This window comes from Flavobacterium enshiense DK69, from assembly GCF_000498495.1.
GTDB lineage: Bacteria > Bacteroidota > Bacteroidia > Flavobacteriales > Flavobacteriaceae > Flavobacterium > Flavobacterium enshiense.
The window spans coordinates 35,881-60,912 of sequence record NZ_AVCS01000005.1 but is presented as its reverse complement, the minus strand read 5'-3'; the positions used below and the strand labels follow the sequence as shown (position 1 = coordinate 60,912).

Genomic DNA, 25,032 nt, shown 5'->3' with positions numbered 1-25,032 from the left:
TATTTACCCGATTTTAATTTTTAACAAAAACCTTATGAAAAAAGTATTTCTTGCCGTTGCCATGGTAATGGGTTTAGCAACCAATGCGCAAATCAGTCCTAAATTTAATGGAGATCCCGAGGATTTTCAAGACCTGAAAAAAAGAACCTTAATTGTTGAAGTCCTTGAAGAAGACCCAAAAGTTCTTAAAAAATTAGACAAACCAAAAAAAGCAGAAGAACTAAAGGAATACCAAAGTTTCATTAAAGAATTTAATGAGGATTTTAGAATTTATGCTCCAAAATACTGGACATTAAATTCCAATATTGAATACAAAACTACTACAGAAATTGATGCTTTACAGAAGTCTAAAAACAAATCTTATGCTGTATTACGTTTTATTTTATTAAATGACAACGGGACTCACGGATTAAAAACCAATTTAAACGTTCCTGCGTTGGCTTACACGCGAATCGAAAATAACCGAAGATCAGCCGATTCTAAAATATATTTACCTTACAGAGCACTAAGCAAAGGAAAATCATTATTGGAAGCGGATTATAAATATGCTTTGGAAACCTTACAAGCTAATATAAACTGGATTATCAAGAATGACAAAACATTGCATTTTGATAAATATGCCGAAAAAATGGCAGAAGAAAACTGTTCAAAACTAAAAGGAAAAACGATTTTGGTTCCTGATTATGTTTTAAAAGACGGAAGATCTAAAGAACAAGCTATTAAAAATTACGGTGGTGATTTGAAATTCGTATCAGACGAGGAAATCAATAATGCTTTCGTTACTAAAGCGAAAAATACTGCAGTATTATTTGTGGCTCCTTACGGAATTGTGAAAGGCTCTGCGGTTGTTGTTCAAATGTCTACTTTGGTTTATTTTAAAGTTGTGGCAGATTGTGAAACAGGTGAAGTGGATTACCTATATATGCCAAGCGGATTCAACTATGGAGCAAACGTATCCGATAAAATGACAGAAACCGAATTTAAAACTATGGGGAATTGCAAAATTTTGTAATTATCTAAAATATTTTTTAAACAAAAAAGCCCTGAATTTCAGGGCTTTTTTACTTCTATTGAGTAGCAATCGCTTTCTGTAATCTGACAATCGTCTCCTCTTTTCCAATCATTTCAACGATATCAAAAAGATGCGGTTCTTTTAAAGCACCCACCAAACTCAATCGGAACGGCTGCATTACCTTGCCCAATCCTATTTCGTTTTTGGTCATCCAGTCTTTTACAATGGTTTCGATGTTTACCAAAGTGAAATAACCAATGTTTTCCCCTTTAATGCAAAAACATAATGTGGAATACAAACAGATTGCTGTTCAAATCCGTTTACTGCTTAGTTATAATATAGTGAAAGATCATGTTTCGTTGGACTTGGGTCCGGTGCTTCAGATAAACGACAAACTGAAATTCGACAGTAAATACGAACACAATCTTTTAGAAGACAATATCCTTCTTACTGCAAAGGACATATCGGTATTCTTACCGGACAGTTATTGTTTAATTTGTAACAATTTTTTTAATAAAAATAAAGAGCAGACAAATATAATTTTCTATAATTGTCTGTTTTTATTTTATTACTAACCTTAATCTATATTTGATGAAAAAAAATATTCTTATTTTTAGTTTGTTGACAGGTTTCGGCTTGAGCGCACAAACAACTATAATTGAAGATAAATTCGAAAAAGACAATGTTCCTTTATCATATGATTTTTTATATTCTAAAAACAAGTTTGTTATAGAAAAAGGAAAACATGTCGCGCTTTCAACTAACCGAATGGTTACTTCTTTAAACACCTATGACAGTAATGGAAATAAGGAAGAATTAGTTTCAAATGCTGAACTAATGAATGTAAAATTTTCCGAATCAGGAAACATTTTTTCAGCTGTTGACTATGCTCCAATGAGTTATCAAGGTAATACCTATAAGTATTTTGTAGATAAAAAATTCCTTTCAAAAATCAGTACTTCCGAGAAAACCAGATTCAATCGCATTGATGTAATGGAATACGATTTTAACGATTTATATGAAATTGGTTTATCAAACGAAAAAGGAAAGGAAAAAATAAACATTGAGAAAAACGATATCTATCTTGAACTAACCGAAATTACCACAAAAAAGAAGCACAAAAGGATAAAACTGGAAAAACCAGATATTGAAAGACTAAAGGGTAAAGACCTTATCAAACCAACTGAAGACTTAGGTTTTTATGTACGACCGCTTAACAACGAAACTTTTGAAATCGTAACAAAATCAATTAGTAAGGATTATAAAACTACAACCATATACAGAACTATCTATGATTTTGAAGGAAAAAAAATAAATGACGTTAGTTACACAGTAACTTTAAACAACTTCTTTCATATTTATTCCAATGTTGGACTGTCAAAATTTAAAGACGGAAAGTTTGATAAAACACTACAGATTTTTTCCAACGATTTAGGGATTAATAACTTCACAGTCGATTCAGAAACGGGTGATGTATATGTTTTCGGACTACTTGGAAAAAAAGCAAAAGAATTGAACGATTACAATCAGCCAGGAGGCTATTATGTTTTCAAATTTGATAAAACCGGTAAAAAAATATGGCAGTCTGAAAATGAAATCATCGATAAAGAAGAATTTAACGATAAGGTGCACCTTACAAGAATATCGAATGGCTTGCGTTTGGAAAAAAATAGAGTAATGTTTACAGTCGCATCTGGCTATCACAACAACTACGTTCATTATGCGTTTTTGGATGCAAATACCGGACAAATAATAAAGGCTAATAAAGTAAGCTTAAAAGTCAAAGAAAAAGTCAACTTAATGAGCGGTAACAGAGATTTTATACAGTCTTTTTACACAAACGATCAAGTAAAAGTAAAAGGTAAAATGTTTGATCCTAATGGGTTGATTGCTTACGAAACGAATGAAAATTTTAAAAAGTATATCAATTCACTAAATTCTGATACAAAAAAATATTTCGGTACCACATTCGGCAATAATGGCAGTATCTGGTTAGTAGAAACCGATAACGAAACCTATTACAAATTGAACTACTTTGAATAATAAAAAAAGCCCCTTGTTTTAGGGGCTTTTTCTTTTTTATAATGTTGCAATCGCTTTTTGTAATCGTAAAATGGTTTCTTCCTTACCAATCATTTCCACTATATCGAAAAGATGCGGTCCTTTTAAAGCACCTACCAAACTCAATCGGAACGGCTGCATTACCTTGCCCATTCCAATTTCATTTTTCGTCATCCAGTCTTTTACAATCGTTTCGATATTTACCGAAGTGAAATCACCAATGTTTTCCAAAACCGAAATCAATTCCTGCATTAAATGCGGTGTTTCCTCTTTCCAGTTTTTAGAAGCTTTTTCATCATAAGAAGTTGGTGCCACAAAGAAGAAATCAGACAACTCATATAAATCGGTTACGAAAGTCGCTCGTTCTTTCACTGAAGCTACAACTTTAGTAACGTAATCAATATTGGTTTCAATTCCTTTTTCGGTTAAAATAGGCATGAATTTCTCCGCTAAAGAGGCATCCGACTGCAATTTAAGATAATGTTGATTGAACCATTTGTTTTTCTCAGGATCAAATTTCGCTCCGGCCTTGTGCACTCGGTTTAAGTCGAATTTCGCAACCAATTCTTCCAACGAAAACAATTCCTGATCTGTTCCGTCGTTCCATCCCAATAACGATAAGAAGTTAACAACTGCTCCCGGGAAAAATCCTTTTTCTCTATATCCTGATGATTTTTCACCCGAAGCAGGATCATTCCAATCCAACGGGAATACCGGGAATCCTAATTTATCTCCGTCGCGCTTCGATAATTTCCCATTGCCCACCGGTTTTAAAATCAGCGGTAAATGTGCGAATTCAGGCGCTTCCCAACCAAAAGCTTTGTACAATAATTCGTGTAATGGCAACGAAGGCAACCATTCTTCCCCACGAATCACATGCGATGTTTCCATCAAATGATCATCTACGATATTCGCCAGGTGATAGGTTGGCATCCCGTCACTTTTAAACAATACTTTATCGTCCAATAAATTCGTGTCAAATTTAATATCACCACGAATGATATCTTTCAGCTGTAACGTTTCGTTTACCGGGGTTTTAAATCGGATTACATATTCTTCTCCGTTGGCAATTCGCTCTGCTACTTTCTCGGCAGAATTTGTAAGCGAAGTATCCAAATGTTCACGAACAGTGTGGTTATAGATGAACGTTTTACCTTCTTCTTCTGCATTTTTACGCAACTGATCCAAATCTGCAGCCGAATCAAAGGCATAATAAGCCCAACCGCTGTTTATTAACTGATCAGCATATTGTTTGTACAATGGTTTACGCTCGCTCTGACGGTAAGGTCCGAATTTCTCGTTTTTGCCTACGGTTTCATCCGGAGCAATCCCCAACCATTCCAAAGCTTCCATAATATATTGTTCAGCTCCTGGAACAAAGCGGTTCTGATCGGTATCTTCCACACGTAAATAAAAGGTTCCGCCGTGTTTTTTAGCAAATAAATAGTTGAATAAAGCGGTACGGACACCACCTATGTGTAAAGGTCCTGTTGGACTGGGTGCAAAACGCACTCTTACCGGTTTTGACATTTTATATCTATTTTTGTTTTTATTTCACACTAAAGTTGTAGAAATGTGATGCAAAGATACTATTTCGATATGGCAATTGAAACGATAGTGAATTTGAAATATGATTAACACCTATATATTATTAAAAATAGATAATCCTGAGTGTTTAACTAAATAGGAAATGTTCATTAAAACGTATTGTTGCAGTAATAGCTTAATACTACGGTAATTATACAACCATTAGCTTTTTTTAGATTATCAAATACTTAATAAAATAGCTGATTTTCAGTTAATTATATAATCAATTAACAGCAGATATCAACATTGTTAATTAAAATTCAGTTATCGTTGAAAAACAAGCTTTTACCGATTAACAACATTTGTTGATAACTTCGAATAGAATTTTACAACTGTTTTTTGTTTGTATCGGGAATTTTTCTAATCAAAAACCGGAATGGAAAATCCTAATGAAGTTTTTATATTTTACTTTTTATTTATCAAGAGCAAATAACAAGTTATTAACAGGAAACCGTATTGTTAATTATTAAGATTATCGATAAAAAAATACATTTCAACGATTGTTAATAACCTAAAACTTACTTTTGATTTACAAAGCTTTAACTTGAAATAACACTGTTGATAACCCGGTATAAAAAAGGATAAACTTAAAACAAAGCCTTTAAAAGCAAAGTTATTCCAACTATTAACAGACTATAATAACAAATCATTTATTTAAATTTTAAAAAAATATTTTTTGTTGTTTTTAATATATGTTGACAACTTCGAATGAAGCTTTTCAAATTTTTAGAATGAAACATTTTGCTTTTCGATGTTTAACGTATTTTTTTGATTTTCGTTTTAATTTAAATTGTAGTTTTATCGGTTATATAGAAAGAAGTGATTTTGGAAAACAAAAATCTGATATTTCAAAAACTGGAAGCCTTCATTAAGAAGTTTTATACCAATGAGTTACTCAAAGGATCGTTGCTTTTTATTGGATTGGGTGTACTGTATTTTATAGGTACGCTCCTGGTGGAATATTTCCTTTGGTTGTCACCAAAAGGAAGAACTTTCCTATTCTGGTTGTTTGTTTCGGTTGAAATTTTCCTTTTGCTTCGTTTTATTCTGTTTCCGGTTTTTAAATTGTTCAAACTTCAGAAAGGAATTGATTATACAGAAGCTTCAAAAATTATTGGGAATCACTTTTCGGAAGTCAGTGATAAGCTTACCAATTTTCTTCAGCTTAATGATCAGTCGAATCCTTCCGAATTGTTATTGGCATCGATCGAGCAAAAGGCATCTTCATTGAAACCTATCCCTTTCGGGAATGCCATCAATTTTAAAAAGAATTTGAAATTTGTCCCTTATGCGGTAGTTCCGTTATTAATTCTGTTGCTGTTTTTCGTCAGCGGTAATTCCGGAATGATTACGCAGAGTTTTGACAGAATGGTGCATTTTAAAAAACAGTACACCCCTCCTGCCCCATTTGAATTCGAAATTTTAAATCCTTTATTAAAAGCTGAGCAAGGTCAGGATTTTCTGCTTCAGGTAAAAACCACCGGTAAAATTGTTCCCGAGAATGCTATGATTAACATTGGTGAGGAAAGTTATTATTTGGAATCGGTTAAACCCGGATTGTTTCAATACAAATTTGAAAAGCCTTATACAGATGTTGAATTTCAGCTATCAGCTAATGAGATTTATTCCAATTCGTTTGAATTACAGGTAGTTGCTGTTCCTACCATTGCCAGTTTTGAAATGATGGTTCATTTTCCTTCTTATTTGGGAAGAAAAGCGGAAGTTATTCAAGGTACTGGAAACGCTGTGGTCCCTGAAGGTTCCAAAGTGACTTGGAAGGTTAATGCATTGACTACAACCGAAGTATTATGGAAAAGCAATGAACAGTCTTTCCCTTTTACAAAAAATGAATCGTATTTCAGTTTATCTAAAAATATTGTACAAAATACTGATTATCAAATTTTTACTTCTAATATAGCGGTAAAAAACCACGAAAAACTGCATTATCAGATTACAACGCTTAAAGACCAATACCCTACGATTTCAATTGAGCAGGCTCCGGACAGTTTAAAACTGAAAGGGAACATGATTTTAGGTCAGGTTTCCGATGATTACGGATTATCGAAACTTCAGGTTATCTTTTATCCGAAGGATAATCCTAAACAGGCACGACGAGGCTATATTCCGGTTAAGCAGAGTTCCTTTGACCAGTTTGTTTACAGTTTTCCTTCGGGATTAACGTTGCAACAAGGTGTTGATTATGATTATTATTTTGAGATTTTTGATAATGACGCGTTGCATAATTATAAAAGCACTAAGTCTTCCGTATTCAGTCACCGTGAATTAACGGAGAATGAAAAACAAGAAGAAAGCCTTCAAGAACAGAATTCCAATATCAACAGTTTAGAAAAATCGATTAAAAATCAAGACAAGCAATTATCCGAATTGGACAAGCTCCAAAAAATGGGTAAAGAAAAAACAAACCTTGATTTTAAAGATCAGAAAAAAGTTCAGGATTTCATCAACCGCCAGAAACAGCAGGATGAGATGATGAAGGAATTCTCTAAAAAACTTGAAGATAATCTGAAAGATTTCAATGCAGAAAAGAAAGATGAATTCAAAGATGAATTATTGAAACGTCTGGAGAAGAATGAGAAGGAGATAGAGAAAAACGAAAAGCTTCTTAAGGAATTAGAAGAGCTGACCAATAAATTACAGGAAGAGGAACTTTTTGATAAAATTGACAAACTAAAACAAAATACCAAAGACCAAACTAAAAGTCTTGAACAATTGGTAGAAATGACCAAGCGTTTTTATGTTGAGAAGAAAGCCGAACAGATAGCTGAAAAATTAGATCAGCTTTCTAAAAAAGAGGATAAATTGTCTGATAGCAAAGACAATGATTCAAAAGAGCAGAATGAAATCAATAAAGAGTTTGACAAGATTCAGGATGAACTGAACGAACTTGATAAAGAGAATAAGGAATTAAAAGCTCCGATGGATATTCCTAATGATAAGCAGGAACAGCAAAGTATTGAAGAAGACTTAAAGAAAGCAGCGGATGAATTGCAGAAAAACAGTCCTTCGAAAGCGAAACCTAAACAAAAGTCTGCAGCACAAAAAATGCAACAGATGAGTCAGAAGATGCAACAGTCAATGGAAATGGGTGACATGGAGCAAATGGAGGAAGATGTTAAGATGTTACGTCAGATTTTAGATAACCTTCTGGCTTTTTCTTTCTCTCAGGAAGATGTTATGAAAGATTTTAAATCAAGTACGTCTCGTTCGATTGGATTTAATAAGCTTTTGAAAAAACAACAGGATTTGAAGAATCAGTTCAAACATGTTGACGACAGTTTATTTGCGATGTCGCTTCGCAATCCTAAAATATCTGAAATGATTACTAAAGAGGTTGGTAATGTTCAGTATAACATTGAAAAATCGATTGATAATTTATCCGATAATAATATACCAAAAGGAGTTTCGCATCAGCAGTACACAATAACCTCTGCTAATAAACTTGCCGATTTTCTTAGCGATGCCATGAATCAGATGCAGATGGAGTTGAGCATGCCGGCACAAGGTCAAGGTTCAGGCAAAGGAAAACCCAAACCTGGTCAAGGGCAAGGCGGCATGCAGTTACCCGACATTATCAAAAAACAGGAAGGTCTTTCGGAAAAGATGAAGCAAGGCATGCAGAAAGGACAAAAACCAGGAGAAGGACAACCCGATAAAAACGGTAATAAAGGCAGCAAGCAAGGTGAAGGTGGTCAGGATGGCGAAGGCAATGCCGGTGAAGTTCTTGAAATTTACAAAGAACAGCAACGTTTGCGCGAAGCTTTACAAAAGGCATTGGAAAAAGAAGGTATGGGAGGCATGGGTCAGAATGCCGCCAAACAAATGCAGGATATTGAAAAGCAATTATTAAATAAAGGCTTTAAAAATGAAACGCTGCAAAAGATGTTGAACCTTAAACACGAACTTTTAAAGTTAGATAAAGCGATTCAACAACAGGGTGAAGAAAACAAACGCCAATCCCAAACAAATAAGAAAGTATTTAATAATCAGGCAAATCAAATACCGCCGGCTTTGAAAGAATATTTAAACAGTGTTGAAATTTTAAATAGACAAAGCTTACCTTTGCGCCCAAATTTTAATCAGAAGGTGCAAACCTATTTCAAGAATAATGATAAACTTTAATTACGAAACCGACTTCCAATTAGACAATGAGGAAAAGTTCGAAAACTGGATTTCGCGCGTTATAGCCTCTGAAAGCAAAGAAGAAGGAGATATAAGTTACATCTTTTGTGACGACGAATACCTTCACAAAATCAACGTAGAGTACCTTAATCACGATGATTTAACCGATATCATCAGTTTTGATTATTCTGAGGGAAATTTATTACAAGGAGATATTTTTATTTCTGTGGAAAGAGTCCGCGATAACGCGAATGATTTCGGAGTTACTTTCGAGGATGAGCTAAAAAGAGTTATTATTCACGGCGTATTACACTACTGTGGCTATAAAGATAAAAGCGAAGCTGACGAACAGTTAATGCGCGCTAAAGAAGATGAAAAAGTTTTATTGTTCCACGTGGAACAATAATTAGAATACTAAAATTAATATTGAAACAATAAAATGTTTCACGTGGAACAATGAGTTTATTTCAAGATGTATATGATGTAATCGTGGTGGGTGCGGGTCACGCCGGATCCGAAGCTGCAGCCGCGGCTGCTAACATGGGTTCGAAAACACTGTTGATTACAATGAGTTTGCAGAACATTGCTCAGATGTCGTGCAATCCTGCCATGGGTGGAATTGCAAAAGGACAAATCGTCCGTGAGATTGATGCTTTGGGTGGGTATTCCGGAATTATATCGGATAAAACAGCCATCCAATTCAAAATGCTGAACAAATCGAAAGGGCCTGCCATGTGGTCACCGCGTGTGCAATCCGACCGTATGCGTTTCGCTGAAGAGTGGCGCATGATGTTGGAGCAGACTCCAAACCTGGATTTCTATCAGGAAATGGTCTCCGGAATTTTAACAGAGAATGGAAAAGTTACCGGAATCAGAACTTCGCTTGGAATTGAAATCAAAGCCAAGACGGTAGTGTTGACCAACGGGACTTTCCTGAACGGTTTAATCCATATCGGAGAAAAACAATTTGGAGGTGGTCGCGCTGGTGAAAGTGCTGCGTACGGAATTACCGAAGATTTGGTTAAACTTGGATTTGAATCAGGTCGTATGAAAACCGGTACCCCTCCCCGCGTGGATGGTCGTTCGTTGGATTATTCCAAAATGATCGTTCAGCCTGGTGATGAGAATCCGGATAAATTTTCTTTTTTGGAATCTATCAAACCGTTAACCGTTCAGAAGGATTGTTACATGACGTATACTTCAGAATTGGTTCATGATTTACTTCGTGAAGGTTTCGATCGTTCGCCTATGTTCAACGGTCGCATTAAAAGTTTAGGTCCGCGTTACTGCCCGTCCATAGAAGATAAAATCAATCGTTTTGCTGATAAGGATCGTCATCAGTTGTTTGTAGAACCAGAAGGGTGGAATACGGTAGAAGTATACGTAAACGGATTTTCAACTTCGCTTCCGGAAGATGTTCAGTTTAAAGCACTGCGTTCGGTTTCAGGATTTGAAAACGTGAAATTCTTCCGTCCTGGTTATGCTATCGAATATGATTACTTCCCTCCTACGCAATTACAACATACCTTAGAAACTAAATTAATTGAAGGTTTATATTTTGCTGGACAGATTAACGGTACCACCGGATATGAAGAAGCAGCTTCGCAAGGATTAATGGCCGGAATCAATGCGGCTTTAAAAGCTCAGGAACGTGATCCGTTTATTCTAAAACGAAACGAAGCGTATATTGGCGTTCTTGTAGATGACTTAATAACGAAAGGAACTGAAGAACCTTATCGTATGTTTACTTCCAGAGCGGAATACCGTACATTATTACGCCAAGATAATGCGGATGATCGTTTGACGCCTATGTCTTATGAAATTGGTTTAGCGAGTGAAGAGCGTATACGAAGAATGGAAAAAAAACGTGATCAGTCGGAAGCGTTTGTGAATTTCTTTAAAGAAACGAGTTTAAAACCAGAGGAAGCCAATCCTGTTTTGGAAAGTAAAGGATCCTCGCCTATGGTTCAACCCGATAAAATGTTTAAAGTTTTTTCAAGGCCACAATTGGATTTGGAAGACTTTGTAAAATTTAAAAAAGTAACAGATTATATCGAAGAACATAATCTGGATCGAGAAGTTATTGAACAGGCAGAAATTTTGGTAAAATATTCCGGCTACATCGAGAAGGAAAAAAATAATGCGGATAAACTTAACCGTTTGGAAGATTTAAAAATCCGTGATAATTTTGATTATGATTTAGTAAAATCGATTTCGTTTGAAGCGCGTGAGAAATTAAAAAAAATCCGTCCAATTACCATATCTCAGGCTTCCCGTATCAGCGGCGTCTCCCCTGCCGATATTTCTATTTTACTAATTCATATGGGTAGATAGTATACAGTTTACAGAAAGCAGATGGCAGAAATTATATTATGCAATCTGCTTTGTGCTGTCTGCTATCTGAATTTGTTCCACGTGAAACTACCCTGTCAACCCCTATAAACAAAGAGAACCCTTTAAAAAAAATATTTTTATAAATGAATTTTTCAAAAGATAACGTTTTTATCAGTGTAAAGGATTATTCTGTTTCCGGCGAAAATTTTAATTTGCTTTTGGACGAAGAATTACAACTTTTAAAAACAGATCCGCAACCGTCATTGGAATTACTTCCGAAGTATTACGAAAGTGAGGATTATATTTCCCATACCGATAACAAAAGGTCGTTATTTGAAAAAGCATACCATTTTATAAAAAGAAAAGCTATTCGCGATAAGGTTAAATTAATTACATCCTTGCAACCTAAAAAAGGAACGCTTTTGGATATTGGAGCAGGAACTGGAGATTTTCTTCAGGAAGCAAAAAATCAAAATTGGATATGTACGGGAATTGAGCCCAACGATAAAGCAAAGGCGATAGCCATCAGTAAAGGTGTTTCTTTTGAAAAAGGCTTAAGCTCGTTAGAAGAAGAATCATTCGATGTGATTACTATGTGGCATGTTTTGGAACATATACCCGATTTACAAAAACAGATAGTAGAATTAAAACGACTATTGAAACCTACAGGGACTATTATAATTGCTGTACCAAATTACAAATCGTACGATGCGCAGTATTACGGAAAATTTTGGGCAGCTTACGATGTACCCCGACACCTTTGGCATTTTTCAAAAACTTCTATTGAAAAATTATTTGCCATGGAAAATATGAAATTAAAAAAAGTGCTTCCGATGATTTTCGACAGTTTTTATGTCGCCCTTTTATCGGAAAAATACAAATCCGGAAAAATGAATTTCATCAAAGGTTTTTTTATCGGTTTGCAATCAAATTTAAAAGCTAAAGGTAATTTTGAGTATTCTTCGCACATTTATGTGATCGAAAACGAGTAATAATTCAAATAAAGCTCAATTTTAAACGAAATAAGGCTTTAATATCCGAAAACCTTCCCTTTTTTTGAAAGTGCCTTAGAAGCCTTTATATGAATCTGTTTTTAATAAAGGGGATTTATAACTGTTTTAAGCGTAATAAATTAAATTTATATTATAATTTTTAGATAAAATTCCTCTGATGATCATGAAATTTGCCATCTTTGGTACTTCAAATGGAATTATTACTTTTACATCAAATTTAAACTGACTAATAAAAAATGAAAAGACTGATTTTACTATCGATTGCTTCTTTGGCAATGATCTCTTGTAACAAAGAAACTCCTTCGGCTGAAAAAACAAAAACCGCTTATGTGGATATTTCAAAATTGTTGAAAGAAAATAAAGAAGCTAAAGACATAGAAGATAAATACAAAGTAAAATCGGAAGAAATGGGACGCGAACTTCGTGGTGAAGCTTCTCAATTCCAAAGTGAGGCTGCTTCTTTTCGTCAAAATGCACAGTTAAAAGGACCGGCATGGGCTCAGGCGAAAGGAGCTGAACTTCAAAAAAGAGAGCAGGAATTAGGCATGAAACAAGAATCTATTATCAGAACACTTCAGGAAGAAAGCGGAAAAGAAAATGACAGCCTGGTAACGAGAATCAAAGAGTATATCAAAGAATATGGGAAAAAGAACGGCTATGATTATATCTATGGAACTGGTGATATGTCTGCCACTGTACTTTACGCAAAAGATGGATATGATATTACCGGCATTCTTATTAAAGAGCTGAATGACAATTATAAAGGTCCGCAAACAACTAAAAAAGAAGAAGAAAAAAAATAATTAAGAGCCTCCGATTGGAGGCTTTTTTATTTGTTCACGGATTGATTTTTTACTACTTTCACCCTCCAAATTATACGCCAAATGAAGCAACTTTCTGCCGCAGCATCTTACACACTACGGTTTATCAACCAAACAAGTAAATCGATTTTCCTAACAGGTAAAGCCGGTACAGGAAAAACAACACTGCTTCGCGAAATAATTGCGACAACTCATAAAAATACAGTGGTTGTCGCACCAACAGGGATTGCCGCTTTGAATGCCGGCGGGGTTACGATTCATTCGATGTTTCAATTGCCTTTCGCCGCTTTTGTTCCCGATTCCAAGTCCCTCCCCCATTTTTCGGATACGGTAAAGTTTGAAACCCAGGCCTCGCTATCGCGCCATTTCAATATGGGTGCGCAAAAACGTGCTGTCATCAGAAATATGGAACTTTTGGTGATTGATGAAGTGAGTATGCTCCGTGCCGATACGCTGGATGCCATGGATTTTATGATGCGGAAAGTACGACGTAACGAGCGTCCTTTCGGTGGTGTCCAAGTATTATATATAGGAGATTTATTACAATTGCCTCCCGTTGTAAAAAATGAAGAATGGAATGTATTGCAAAAATATTACCGCGGAATGTTCTTTTTTCATTCGCATGTAATTCAGCAATTTCCGCCTTTGTACATTGAATTGGATAAAATTTTCCGTCAGACGGATGATGTGTTTATTTCCGTTTTGAATAACCTGAGAAATAATACGATTACGCAAAATGATATTGAGGTTTTAAACCAATTCGTGAAGCCTGATTTTGATGTTAAAAATAATAAAGGATATATTATTTTAACCACGCATAATGCCAAGGCAGATGGGATTAACAGCGAATCACTTGCGGCCTTATCCGGAAAACAATACACGTATAAACCCCTTATTGTGGATGATTTTCCGGAAAAAATTTATCCTGTGGATCCGAATCTTCAGCTAAAAGTTGGAGCGCAGATCATGTTTATTAAAAACGATTTGTCATTTGAAAAACAATTTTTCAATGGAAAAATGGGCATAATCAAATCGTTGGCCGAAAATGAAATTCTGGTGCATTTCCCCGATGAAAACAAAACCATTGAAGTGGAACGCTATGAATGGCAGAACATTAGATATAAAATCAACGAAAACACCAAGGAAGTCGAAGAGGAACTTTTAGGAACATTCACCCACTTCCCTATCAAATTGGCTTGGGCCATTACCGTACATAAGAGTCAGGGATTGACTTTCGACAAGGCTGTATTGGATGTATCGCAAGTTTTTGCTCCAGGGCAGGCCTATGTAGCCCTTTCGCGTTTACGTTCCTTAAAAGGGCTTATTTTGCTTTCTCCGCTTAGGATGAATGGCATTTCCTCGGATGAGGATGTTATTGAATATGCTTCCAACAAAGCTAATGAAGCAACATTAGCCGATTCGCTTTCCTCGGAAACTTCCCAATATTTGCGTAACACCTTGATTACCAGTTTCGATTTCAGACAATTGATACAGGAATGGCGCAATCACAGTTACAGTTACAAGCAGGAGGCTCCAAAATCGCCTAAATCCAAACACAAAAACTGGGCGCAATCGAATGTTGATAGTATGGAGCAGTTGGCTGACGCGTCGACTAAATTTCAGAGTCAGTTGTATCAATTGTTTTCTGCTGACCCTGTTGATATTGCCTTCATCAGACAACGTTGTGAAGCGGCTTATAATTATTTCTTTTCCCCTTTGGATACTGTGGTAGAATCTGTTTTGCTGAAAATAGAAGAAATCAGGCGTGTCAAAAAGGTAAAAGCATTCTACGATGAATTGTTGGTTTTGGAAGAACTTCAAATCAAAACCGTGCTGCAATTGAAAAAAGCATTGCAATTGCTAAAAATAATTGTGGAAGGCAAAGAGATTTCAAAACAGAATTTAATTTCTCAAGAAAGTAGTCAGTATAAAATCAATAAGTTAGTCATCGTGGCAGAACGATTCAGGTCGATGAGTGCGTCTTTGGTTGACGATGACGATGTTTCGTACTACGAACCAAAAGCCAAAAAAGAAAAACAGCCAAAGAAAGCGACCATTGAAGAAACCTTGGAATTGTGGAAACAAAACCATTCTATCCATGAAATAGCCAAGTTGCGCAAACTCACACCTGGTACTATTTTCAGCCATTTCACTAAGTTGATCCAGATGGAAGTGATTCAACTTTCCGATATTTTACCTGATGATAAAATTGCTGCCCTGCGTGAAGCATTCTATGATTTTAAAGGGGAAAGCCTTGGCGAACTGAAAGATATTCACGGCGATAAATTCACCTGGGACGAATTGCGGTTGTTTAAGTCCAGTATGAAGCCATAGCTTTAATTCTTTAACAGCATCTATTTTACTATTATTTCGCTAATCAAAACACCATCTTCGGATAAACCCTGAATGGAAAAAATGGTTTTTTGTGTTACATCAGTTTTAACTATTTTAAAAGCGCTCCGACCGTTATTATCTGTTGTTAAATTGGTTTTCCAATCCATTTCCATAAAACCTGAAGGTCGCTTGTGATTAAAAGCCGGAGTATAGTATTTTTTAGATCTGTCATAGGCGTTTGTTACTATAAATTCATCGAATAGTTCTACGATGTCGTTATTGTACCGCTCGTTTGTGAAAACCTGGTATTTAATATAATTTTTAAAAGGTTGTTTCATTACTGCTTCTACATCCTTCATTTTTAAAGACAAGGTACTCAATTCTGTTGCTGTAATTCGTCTTCCATTAACATATAAGGCGGCCTCTGTACCATAGGAAACTTCTAAATAATCCTCAATCCCTTTCCAATTCACCATGCGTATTCCTTGGTTCCGAAGGAAAAAGCTCATAAACAATTCGTTGTTTTTACGGGAATCTTCAGGCATTTCGATTTCGTAATACGCACCAATATCAAAAACTTTTGACCTGTATTTTTTTGCTAATTTGTCTAATCGGATGCTATTCTTACTTGATTTTTTACTTTTTATAGTGATTTCATTTAATCGGGTGCCGTAATAATACTTGTATTCTTCGTATTGCTTTTCAGTAAAGAGTTCTTTTTTAGGTGCGCTTATTTTATATCGATTTATTTTTGGAAAAGTGCTTTTTTCAACTGTATTCAAACGTATCTTTTCCGGTTGAAATGCCTCGTTTTCTGCTGATAAAAAGGAAATTTTTACAGCGTCGTTTCTATACAATAACAGCTTGTTAAATTCGAAGGAATTGCTGTTTTTTAAATATATTTTTTGAATTAAGGTATTGTTTTTAGCGATTAATCCTAGATAATTTGTGGCTAGCGGCGAAACAGTTCCTTTTAGTTTAAATCCCAATTCAAATTCATAAACAGGCTTTGGATTAAAAGCCGTTACCATCTCAGTAAATGAATATCGGACAAAACCCTGAGTCAGCAACAATAAATCCAGATGTTCAAGTCTTTTTGGATTTTTAGGATCGAAATAATATCCTGGGTTTTCAATATACCCGGTAACATAGGGCGTAAGTAAAAAAGCGCTTTTTATTGTTGTTGTTTCATTAAAATCAGCGGTGCTTTCAGGCAAAACACTTATGCTTAATCGCGATTTTAAGGGCTTGTCCTTGTTAAGGATCTTAAGGTTGCATACTATCGAATCGTTTTTCGAATTGTCTTTTTCCAGGCTTACCGACAATTCATCGAGTTGATTATCAATATAAAACTTCCTTTCCGCGATGGGTTCATAATTTTTGAACAATGTTATGGTATTAACCCCATTTTTTAATTGCTGCTTGTCGATTTCAATTTTTTTATTGATCATCGATTTTGGATCAATTTGAAAATAATCTATTATCGTGTGGTTCTGATGAAATAATAACGTGAAATTATGTTTATTAAGCTCTTGGACTAACTTTTCCGGTGCTTTCAGTTCTATTTCCAGTTGCTGATTGGAATTGTCAACGGCTAGTAAAAGCTCTCTTTTTTCACTTTCAGGGATTTTCAATTTGATTATCGTATCGTTCGTTTCAATTATTGCCTGGTAGGATTCTCCGGATGCATACTTAAATTTACAAGAACTCAGTCCTGAATATTTGTTTTTAAAACGTGTAATTTCCTGATTTTTACTGTTGATAATCCTGCCTGTGAAATCGGTTCCTTTACCATTTGTCAATAATTTTATGCCTAAAACATTCTCAGTATCATCCAATAAATAACCGCTTTCAGGAAAAAATTGAATATCGTATTCGTTTCTTATGGATTTATCTGTGACCGACGGTTCTTTAATGACATTAATTTCTTTAATGAAAAAATTAGCATCGCCGAAATTTCGCATGTTATTTGTATAGGCCTGAATAAAATACTGGCCGGAGCCATTGATATTGGCAATGTCAAACTCGCCCACGCCAATTCCGTTGGAAATGAAAATGTTTTTTGAAGCAATGACCTGTCCTCCTGAATCGGTCAGATTCACATATAAAAGAGTGGTTTTATTTGAAGGCAGATTGTTATTATCTGCAACGTAAGCTTGAAACCAAATTACATCATCGTCTAAATAGGTCGTTTTATTGGTATGGACAAAAGCCTTTTCAAAATATAAATTATTCTTTTGAAGCGGTTCGACTATTTTGTTTTTGAAATCTTCCTGAGCAAATGCTGAATACGCAAATAAAATAACACTAAAGCAAAATTTAGTCATATGACAATAGTTTTAATTCAGATGATATGAAGCAATTGGTTTGTGTTTACTACAACCAATACACAGCCAAAATTGCTGGAATATAATAAATGGCGATAGTCCGTGCTCCGTCATAATCTTTGGCCAATCGCTGACCGAAAAGCATCAGTAAAAGAGTAATACATGACATGACCGCACCATAATGGCCAATCGTTGTACTTCCATTGGAAATCAATTGAAAAATGCCCACCACGCACAATGCGCCGGCAATAACTTCGGTAATCCAAAGCAATCCCAAAGCAGCCGGTACATGATTTTTGAGGAAAGTTGCTTTGAAATGTTCTTTTAATCCCGTTACGGTTTCTTTCCAATCGGCTATTTTTTCGTAACCTGAATGTAAGAAAGTAAGAGCTAAAAAGGCAAGAATAAGCATACCGAAGACTTCTGTATTTGTCATGGCTTATTTTTTATGGATTAAACGGGTGAGCTTTATCGATAAATCTGTCAGAATGATTTTCGCATTTCCGTTGCGTTCGATGTGATAAATCGCATCGGAAAGCTCCGCAAAAATCTCGTTTATATTATTGCCGTTTACAAAAGGCGCAAAATTTTCCAACTTGAATTTATCTACGGTCGGCTCAATATACACTAGTGACGACGACTGATAATTCAGCAACAATGCCTGACGGAACATCTCCACGCAAAAATGCAAAAACTGTTTTTGTGCTTCACGTCCGATGCCGGCAATTTCCTCGCTCCAGCTGGTCAGATCTAAAATGGCGGCAGCATTACCTTTGGCACGGAAAGCGGCGCGTACCCATTGTACGAACCATTCTTCAAACGGAAATTCTGTGTCGTCTTTGTGCAGCAGATGGAGTGCTCTGTTATAATTTCCTTGGGATTGATGGGCGATTCGCAAAGCGAGTTTTTCCTCGATGTTTTCACGTGAAACCAAAGCTTCGGCAATAACTTTTTCGGGTAATCCTTTAAAATCCAATACCTGACAGCGCGATAAAATGGTCTGCATGATATCATCCTGATTTTCTGTCACCAAAAGGAAAACCGTTTTTTGCGGCGGTTCTTCAAGTAATTTCAAAAGTTTGTTGGAAGTAGCGGTGTTCATTTTGTCGGCCATCCAGATTATCATCACTTTGTAACCGCCTTCATAGGCTTTTAATGAAAGTGATTTCATGATTTCCTGGGCCTCGTCCACCCCTATCTGTCCCTGTTTATTCTGAATTCCAAGCGATTTCAGCCAATCGAACAGACTACCGTACGGGTTTTCGGTTACGAATTCCCGCCATTGCTTCATGAAATTGGCACTTACGGGATGGCTTTTAACTTCGTTGTTGGTCGCTACCGGAAAAACAAAATGCAGGTCTGGGTGTGAAAAATGTTCAAATTTCAGATTGCAGGCTTCGTTTCCGTTGGTGTTTTCCCCGGAAGTATTTGAACACAAAATATAGCGGGCATAGGCAATGGCCATCGATAAAGTCCCCGATCCTTCCGGTCCCACAAACAATTGGGCATGGGGAATACGGCCTGAATCGGCACTTTTTGTCAAATGACTTTTGATATGCTGTTGCCCTAAAATTTCTTGAAATAACATGTAGCAAAGATAACAGAAAGTTTAATCAGGGCAAGGAAAAATGGCGTGGTAAAAACCTGATTTTGTAACGTCTTTTCATTGCATGAATCAGCAATGGATGGTGGATTTACGGTTCAGCTTGTGCTTTCCTCTTTTGTGCAATTTGTTTAAAATTGTTACTTCATCTGAAAAATTGTGAATTCGTCTAAAAAGGCCTGCGCAAAAGAGCTAAAAAAAGAAAAATCGTATATTTGCTGATTATAGACTAAATAATTAATAAAAATATACAGAATGAAGACTCTTGCCGATTTTAATTTTGAAGGAAAAAAAGCCATAATCCGTGTCGATTTTAACGTTCCGTTGGATGAGAATTTTAACGTAACCGATGCGAACCGTATTGAAGCTGCTAAGCCTACTATTGATAAAATTTTAAAAGACGGCGGAAGTGTGGTTCTGATGTCGCATTTGGGAAGACCAAAAGGCGTTGAAGCAAAGTATTCATTGAAACATATCGTTGCAAAAACGGAAGAAGTACTTGGCGTTCCGGTAAAATTTGCTTCTGATTGTATCGGAGAAGTGGCTGAAAAAGCGGTGGCTGATTTACAAGCAGGAGAAGTCTTGTTGCTAGAGAACCTTCGTTTTTATGCCGAAGAAGAAAAAGGTGATTTGGCTTTTGCCGAGAAATTAGCGAAATTGGGAGATATCTATGTGAATGACGCTTTCGGTACGGCACACAGAGCGCACGCTTCAACTACCATCATTGCGCAGTTTTTCCCTGAAAATAAATGTTTCGGAACTTTGTTGGCGAAAGAAATCGAAAGCTTAAACAAAGTATTGAACAATTCCGTAAAACCCGTAACTGCGGTACTTGGAGGTTCAAAAGTATCTTCAAAAATTACGGTTATTGAAAACGTTCTGGATAAAATTGATCACATGATTATCGGAGGCGGAATGACGTTTACATTCATCAAAGCCTTGGGCGGAAACATTGGAAATTCGATTTGTGAAGACGATAAAATGACCTTGGCGCTTGAAATCCTTGAAAAAGCCAAAGCGAAAAACGTTCAGATTCACTTGCCTGTGGATGTTGTGGCTGCCGATGCGTTTTCGAACGAAGCCAATACTCAGGTGGTAGATGTTAACAACATACCGGCTGGATGGCAAGGTCTAGACGTAGGCCCGAAATCGTTAGAAGCTTTGGAAGACGTAATCAAAAATTCAAAAACGATTCTTTGGAACGGGCCATTAGGTGTTTTCGAATTGGAAAAATTTGCAGGAGGAACGATTACTTTAGGGAATTTCATTTCCGAAGCTACTCAAAATGGCGCTTTTTCTCTAGTAGGTGGCGGTGATTCGGTAGCTGCAGTAAAACAATTCGGATTAGAGCCAAAGATGAGCTATGTATCCACTGGTGGCGGGGCAATGTTGGAAATGTTAGAAGGAAAAACTTTACCTGGAATTGCAGCGATTGAAAATTAATTTTCAAGTTTTAACAATATTTTTTGAATTTCTCAGTTATTAGATATTATGTTTGCATCGCTTCTAAATGATTGAATAATAGTTGATTATAAAAAAAAAGTATGAAGATGACAAAGGTATTTTCACTAATTTTCGGGATCTGTTCCATGGCTGTAATGGCCCAGGAAACAGTGGAACAAGAGGTTGCTATTACTTCAGCTCCAAAACTTTCGTATCTTGATTCCATCAAGGCTACGTTCGCGCATCATGAAGCAGGTAAACACATCGACGAAATGTGGTTGAAAGAATTGAATAATCAGGAGCTTTTTGATGAAATGCAGGCAGCAGTTACTCAGGGAACCGCTGGCGAAGCCATTTCGTATAATTTGTCGACTGATCTTTTAAAAGAAAGACTGAAAAAATTGGATGAGAAAACCCCTTTTCATGTCGAGTACAACTCAACGATAGAAAACGTAATCAAATCGTTTTTGAAAAACCGTCCGCGCGCTTTCGAGCGTCTGATGGCACTTTCGGAATATTACTTCCCGATGTTTGAAAAGAGCTTGGAAAAATATGATCTTCCTTTGGAAATAAAATATTTAGCTATTGTTGAATCAGCTTTAAACCCATTAGCGAAATCCAGAGTGGGTGCCAGCGGTTTATGGCAGTTCATGTATGAGACCGGAAAACAATATAACCTTGAGGTGAATTCTTATGTGGATGAGCGTTATGATCCGTTGAAAGCAACGGAAGCAGCTTGTCAGTATTTCACCAACATGTATAAAATCTTTAATGACTGGGATTTGGTTTTAGCGTCGTATAACACCGGTCCTGGAAATATTGCCAAAGCGATTCGTCGTTCTGGCGGGCAAACGAATTACTGGAACATTCGTAAGTTCATGCATCCTGAAACTCAGGGATATTTACCTGCTTTTTATGCTACCATGTATGTGTATGAGTACAGAAAAGAACACGGAATTGTTCCGAAAAGAGCATCGGTGACTTATTTCGAAACGGATACCGTAATGGTTAAGAAGCAAATGACCTTCAAACAGATTGCTGATTTGTTGGACATGCCGGAAGAGCAGTTGCGATTTTTGAATCCGATTTATAAAAGAAATGTGGTGCCATTCGTTTCTGATAAAGCGCATTTCATTCGTTTGCCGAAAGATAAGTTAGCGATCTTTACATCGAACGAAGACAAGGTATACGCTTATGTCGATTATGAAGAAAGCAAAAGAGAAAAACAACAGTTCAAAGTGAAAAAACCGAGAACCATTGTTTCAGATTCTATTCAGACAGCGGTTGCTTCTAATAACAATGCCCCGGATTCTGAAGATGAAGAAGAAGTGGCAATGAAATCGGTTAAAAAGACTAAAATCAAATATTATACTGTAAAACGAGGCGATAATCTTTCGGAAATAGCAGAAAATAATAATGTTTCAACAGATGAGCTGAAAAAGTGGAATAAACTTAAAAAATCTTCGGTAAATGCAGGTCAGAAGTTGAAAATACAGTATGAAACGACTGTGGCTGTGGCCGATAAAACCGCGTTGAGAAAGAAAAAAGCAGATACGCTTAAAGTGGCTGATCCGGTGGTAAAAACGTCAGAACCTGCAATTGCAGTTGTCGCAAATGAAAAAGTTTATACTGTACTGCAAGGAGATAATCTTACCAAGATTGCCGCTAAAAACAACGTTACTGCTGCGCAGTTGAAAGAATGGAACAACCTTAACGATGAGGGAATCAGAGCCGGACAGGAATTAAAAATTCAGGCTTCAGATGATGCAGTTGCTTCTGTGGAAAAAGTTGTTGCTAAAGAAAACAAGAAATCTGTTAAAGAGAAGAAGCTTCAAGAGGAGCGTCTTTATGTGGTACAGAAGGGAGATTCATTACTTAGAATTTCGAAAAAAATGGGCACTACCGTAGCAGAGATCAAAAAACTCAACAATATTAAGGGTGATGGCGATGACATCAGACCCGGAATGAAACTCAAAATCAACGGATAATTTAGTAAATTCGCTTTTCAAAACAACACTGTGAGAAAAGCGAATTTTTTTTTCGGCCTGTTATTGTTTCTTTTCCTAACCGCTTGTGAGAAAACAGCAAAGCAGGGAGAATTTATTTTGCCTGCATCTACCGGGAATATAAATTCGGTTTCTGTTATTATCGATGATGTTTTATGGAATGGCGAAATCGGTGACGAACTAAGAAAAAAACTCGCTGCTCCCGTTGACGGTCTTCAGGAAGAAGAACCGCTTTTTACCCTCAATCAGTATTCACCTAAATTTTTAGGAGGTAATGTAAAACTCGGACGCAATATCGTTATCATTTCCAAAGCGCCCGGGCCCGAGTTTAAGCATGTAATGGATAAATATGCCGTTCCTCAAAACATCTTTTACATCAGCGGGCACAATTTGAACGAAATCATCGAAACCATCGAATTGCACGCGCCGGCTTTAACCAGCAGCATCAGTTATTCCGAAATCATCGAATATCAGAAAACTAACGCAAAAGCGTTGTTCGATGATAAGAAAATCAAGCAGAAATTCAATATCTCGCTACAGATTCCGAACAGCTTTTCGTATGCACTTATGAAGAATAAGTTCGTGTGGCTTAAGAAGGACATTCCATCGGGCAATTCCAGTTTGCTTATTTATCAGGTACCATTTTCTTCTTTCAAAAAAGGAGATGCGGTTCATAACACCATTCGTATACGAGATTCTATCGGGAGTAAATACATTCATGGTATGATGGACAAATCTAGTATGCAAACGGAAGAGAGTTACTATCCATATGTTTCGAAAACAACAATCGATGGTATGCCTGCCTTTGAGACGCGGGGAACTTGGGAACTGCAAAATAATTTCATGAATGGCCCTTTTTTGAATTATGTGATCAAAGACGTGAAAAATCATCGCTATATCATTGTGGAAGGATTTGTTTACAATCCGTCAAGTGCGAAAAGGGATCAGATTTTTGAATTGGAATCGATCATTAAATCCACTCAGTTTATAAATCCGAAAAGCAAATGAAACCAGAATTCAAAATAAAGCCTTTTAAGGCATTTTCTCCCGCCGAGATATATCAAGTGTTGCAATTGCGTTCAGAAGTGTTTGTAGTCGAACAAAATTGCGTTTATCAGGACATTGATGGAAAAGACGACAAAGCGTTGCACCTTCTTGGGATGTATGACGGAGTTTTGGTAGCCTATGCACGACTGTTTGCACCTGGGGATTATTTTGAAAATGCTTCTATAGGGCGTGTGATCGTAAAACCCGGTTTTCGCGACAAGAAATGGGGACATGATCTTATGAAGAAAGCCATTGCAGGAATTTCGGAGCACTATGGCGAATCTAAAATCACGATTTCGGCACAATTATACCTAAAGAAATTCTACGAAAGTCACGGTTTTGTCGCAACCAGCGAGGTTTATCTGGAAGACGATATTCCGCACATAGAGATGAAACGAGGTTAATCGATGCTGGTGATGCAGATTTCCACGCGTTTGTTGTTGCGCTCTTTCTCCCCTTCCAATGGATAATCACGGCCAAAACCTTTGTATGACATACGTTCTTCCGGGATTCCGTTGGCTTTCAGATAGGCGAAAATAGCTTTGGCCCTAGCCTCAGAGAGATTGTTTATCCCAGTGTCTTCGTCCACCGCATCACGAAAATATTCGGTATCTATACAGCAAACATGACCCTGGATCTGAAATTTAAAGTTCGGATTGTTTTTGAGTTCGTTCAAAAGTTTGTCAAGCTGTTTCTCTGATTTTCTTAGTAAAACAGCACGGCCGCCTTCGAAATACAAATCTTTCAATTTGATGATATCCCCTACTTTCAAAGGTTTTTCCTCAAAAGTTTTCAAACGAAGCTGTCGGTTTTCCACCTGGATTTTTGACGGAAGGGAATCTTTTGGCTTACTTAAATCGATAAAATCATTATGAAAATATTCCAGATAGATGTCTACCCTGCGGTTTAACTGACGCGTGGCATCCAATTCGTCATCACTGAGTTGAAGTTCAGTAATCCGTAAATCGATCTTTCCCTTCCCTTCCACGTTTTTCTGTTTGGAAGCTATTTCCTGAAGGATGTCGGAAACCGTTTTGGCGCGGCGTTGTGACAATCCCCTATTGTACTCGATACTTCCCCTATCGTCGCAAAAACCCTCCAATCCGATGGAAAGTATTACGATGTCACCCAGGCTTTTTACGTAATCGTTAAGCCTTTTATTTTCCTCATCGGTTAATTTGGATTTATCAAAGTCAAAAAAAACGGAGTATTTATCGGTTTTTACCTGAGTTAATTCCTGAGAATAACCCAATGTCAGACTGAACAAAAAAAGGAAAGTAAAAAGCTTCTTCATAGGCTAAAGC

17 protein-coding genes and 1 pseudogene are annotated in these 25,032 nt (G+C 36.6%); 12 read left to right on the top strand and 6 right to left on the bottom strand.

All coding sequences use genetic code 11. The annotated features are described in order from the left end of the window. Positions 1–1,012: hypothetical protein (locus FEDK69T_RS02765; protein WP_211234591.1), on the top strand; the 1,012-nt coding region annotated here is incomplete at its 5' end. 55 nt (positions 1,013–1,067) lie between these two features. Here FEDK69T_RS02765 and FEDK69T_RS02760 read toward each other — a convergent pair. Next, positions 1,068–1,277: pseudogene (locus FEDK69T_RS02760) on the bottom strand (glutamate--tRNA ligase); the annotation flags it as partial. 326 nt (positions 1,278–1,603) lie between these two features. Here FEDK69T_RS02760 and FEDK69T_RS02750 point away from each other — a divergent pair. After that, complete coding sequence (locus FEDK69T_RS02750; protein WP_023572617.1) at positions 1,604–3,055, top strand: hypothetical protein; 1,452 nt, start codon at positions 1,604–1,606, stop codon at positions 3,053–3,055. Positions 3,056–3,091: 36 nt separating this feature from the next. On the opposite strand, the gene gltX is transcribed toward FEDK69T_RS02750, so the two are convergent. Continuing rightward, positions 3,092–4,603 (bottom strand): glutamate--tRNA ligase, encoded by a 1,512-nt coding sequence (gene gltX / locus FEDK69T_RS02745; protein ID WP_023572616.1) that lies wholly within the window; start codon positions 4,601–4,603, stop codon positions 3,092–3,094. Between the two features lie 882 nt (positions 4,604–5,485). On the opposite strand from gltX, the gene FEDK69T_RS02740 reads away from it, so the two are divergent. The 6 genes from FEDK69T_RS02740 (at position 5,486) to FEDK69T_RS02715 (ending at position 15,302) form a co-directional block, all read left to right on the top strand. Beyond that, complete coding sequence (locus tag FEDK69T_RS02740; RefSeq protein WP_023572614.1) at positions 5,486–8,800, top strand: DUF4175 family protein; 3,315 nt, start codon at positions 5,486–5,488, stop codon at positions 8,798–8,800. Then, entirely contained in the window at positions 8,787–9,206 is a 420-nt protein-coding gene (gene ybeY / locus FEDK69T_RS02735) for an rRNA maturation RNase YbeY (RefSeq protein ID WP_023572613.1), read from the top strand. The genes FEDK69T_RS02740 and ybeY overlap by 14 nt, the downstream gene beginning before the upstream one ends. Positions 9,207–9,256: 50 nt before the next feature. Then, positions 9,257–11,134 (top strand): tRNA uridine-5-carboxymethylaminomethyl(34) synthesis enzyme MnmG, encoded by a 1,878-nt coding sequence (gene mnmG / locus FEDK69T_RS02730; RefSeq protein ID WP_023572612.1) that lies wholly within the window; start codon positions 9,257–9,259, stop codon positions 11,132–11,134. Positions 11,135–11,277: 143 nt separating this feature from the next. Continuing rightward, positions 11,278–12,126, top strand: a complete 849-nt coding sequence (locus tag FEDK69T_RS02725) for a class I SAM-dependent methyltransferase (RefSeq protein ID WP_023572611.1) — start codon at positions 11,278–11,280, stop codon at positions 12,124–12,126. Between the two features lie 257 nt (positions 12,127–12,383). Further along, entirely contained in the window at positions 12,384–12,950 is a 567-nt protein-coding gene (locus tag FEDK69T_RS02720; RefSeq protein ID WP_023572610.1) for an OmpH family outer membrane protein, read from the top strand. Between the two features lie 81 nt (positions 12,951–13,031). Continuing rightward, complete coding sequence (locus FEDK69T_RS02715; RefSeq protein ID WP_023572609.1) at positions 13,032–15,302, top strand: helix-turn-helix domain-containing protein; 2,271 nt, start codon at positions 13,032–13,034, stop codon at positions 15,300–15,302. Between the two features lie 20 nt (positions 15,303–15,322). Here the strand turns inward: FEDK69T_RS02715 and FEDK69T_RS02710 are convergent, their stop codons facing one another. The 3 genes from FEDK69T_RS02710 to FEDK69T_RS02700 are packed head-to-tail and all read right to left on the bottom strand — an operon-like array spanning position 15,323 to position 19,217. Beyond that, positions 15,323–17,629, bottom strand: coding sequence for a hypothetical protein (locus FEDK69T_RS02710; RefSeq protein ID WP_023572608.1), 2,307 nt, complete (start codon positions 17,627–17,629; stop codon positions 15,323–15,325). Positions 17,630–17,678: 49 nt separating this feature from the next. Continuing rightward, complete coding sequence (locus tag FEDK69T_RS02705) at positions 17,679–18,065, bottom strand: hypothetical protein (RefSeq protein ID WP_023572607.1); 387 nt, start codon at positions 18,063–18,065, stop codon at positions 17,679–17,681. 3 nt (positions 18,066–18,068) lie between these two features. Next, positions 18,069–19,217, bottom strand: a complete 1,149-nt coding sequence (locus FEDK69T_RS02700; protein ID WP_023572606.1) for a DNA polymerase III subunit — start codon at positions 19,215–19,217, stop codon at positions 18,069–18,071. Between the two features lie 270 nt (positions 19,218–19,487). Here FEDK69T_RS02700 and FEDK69T_RS02695 point away from each other — a divergent pair, with 270 nt between their 5' ends. The 4 genes from FEDK69T_RS02695 (at position 19,488) to FEDK69T_RS02680 (ending at position 24,132) form a co-directional block, all read left to right on the top strand. Beyond that, positions 19,488–20,675 (top strand): phosphoglycerate kinase, encoded by a 1,188-nt coding sequence (locus FEDK69T_RS02695; protein WP_023572605.1) that lies wholly within the window; start codon positions 19,488–19,490, stop codon positions 20,673–20,675. 107 nt (positions 20,676–20,782) lie between these two features. After that, the gene (locus FEDK69T_RS02690; protein ID WP_117612562.1) at positions 20,783–22,663 is read left to right on the top strand and encodes a LysM peptidoglycan-binding domain-containing protein; all 1,881 of its coding nucleotides are present in this window, start codon (positions 20,783–20,785) and stop codon (positions 22,661–22,663) included. A 30-nt stretch (positions 22,664–22,693) separates the two neighbouring features. Next, the gene (locus FEDK69T_RS02685) at positions 22,694–23,689 is read left to right on the top strand and encodes a DUF4837 family protein (RefSeq protein WP_035630675.1); all 996 of its coding nucleotides are present in this window, start codon (positions 22,694–22,696) and stop codon (positions 23,687–23,689) included. Continuing rightward, entirely contained in the window at positions 23,686–24,132 is a 447-nt protein-coding gene (locus FEDK69T_RS02680) for a GNAT family N-acetyltransferase (RefSeq protein WP_023572603.1), read from the top strand. Before FEDK69T_RS02685 ends, FEDK69T_RS02680 begins: the two co-directional genes overlap by 4 nt. On the opposite strand, the gene FEDK69T_RS02675 is transcribed toward FEDK69T_RS02680, so the two are convergent. Continuing rightward, positions 24,129–25,022, bottom strand: coding sequence for an OmpA family protein (locus FEDK69T_RS02675; RefSeq protein ID WP_023572602.1), 894 nt, complete (start codon positions 25,020–25,022; stop codon positions 24,129–24,131). The two genes, FEDK69T_RS02680 and FEDK69T_RS02675, sit on opposite strands and share 4 nt — an antisense overlap. Positions 25,023–25,032 lie beyond the last annotated feature (10 nt).

Bases quoted from the DNA above. Each gene is read 5' to 3' on its own strand.
- FEDK69T_RS02750 (WP_023572617.1), top strand. From the start codon at position 1,604: ATGAAAAAAAATATTCTTATTTTTAGTTTGTTGACAGGTTTCGGCTTG.
- gltX (WP_023572616.1), bottom strand. From the start codon at position 4,603: ATGTCAAAACCGGTAAGAGTGCGTTTTGCACCCAGTCCAACAGGACCT.
- ybeY (WP_023572613.1), top strand. From the start codon at position 8,787: ATGATAAACTTTAATTACGAAACCGACTTCCAATTAGACAATGAGGAA.
- mnmG (WP_023572612.1), top strand. From the start codon at position 9,257: ATGAGTTTATTTCAAGATGTATATGATGTAATCGTGGTGGGTGCGGGT.
- FEDK69T_RS02725 (WP_023572611.1), top strand. From the start codon at position 11,278: ATGAATTTTTCAAAAGATAACGTTTTTATCAGTGTAAAGGATTATTCT.
- FEDK69T_RS02720 (WP_023572610.1), top strand. From the start codon at position 12,384: ATGAAAAGACTGATTTTACTATCGATTGCTTCTTTGGCAATGATCTCT.
- FEDK69T_RS02715 (WP_023572609.1), top strand. From the start codon at position 13,032: ATGAAGCAACTTTCTGCCGCAGCATCTTACACACTACGGTTTATCAAC.
- FEDK69T_RS02710 (WP_023572608.1), bottom strand. From the start codon at position 17,629: ATGACTAAATTTTGCTTTAGTGTTATTTTATTTGCGTATTCAGCATTT.
- FEDK69T_RS02705 (WP_023572607.1), bottom strand. From the start codon at position 18,065: ATGACAAATACAGAAGTCTTCGGTATGCTTATTCTTGCCTTTTTAGCT.
- FEDK69T_RS02700 (WP_023572606.1), bottom strand. From the start codon at position 19,217: ATGTTATTTCAAGAAATTTTAGGGCAACAGCATATCAAAAGTCATTTG.
- FEDK69T_RS02695 (WP_023572605.1), top strand. From the start codon at position 19,488: ATGAAGACTCTTGCCGATTTTAATTTTGAAGGAAAAAAAGCCATAATC.
- FEDK69T_RS02690 (WP_117612562.1), top strand. From the start codon at position 20,783: ATGACAAAGGTATTTTCACTAATTTTCGGGATCTGTTCCATGGCTGTA.
- FEDK69T_RS02680 (WP_023572603.1), top strand. From the start codon at position 23,686: ATGAAACCAGAATTCAAAATAAAGCCTTTTAAGGCATTTTCTCCCGCC.
- FEDK69T_RS02675 (WP_023572602.1), bottom strand. From the start codon at position 25,022: ATGAAGAAGCTTTTTACTTTCCTTTTTTTGTTCAGTCTGACATTGGGT.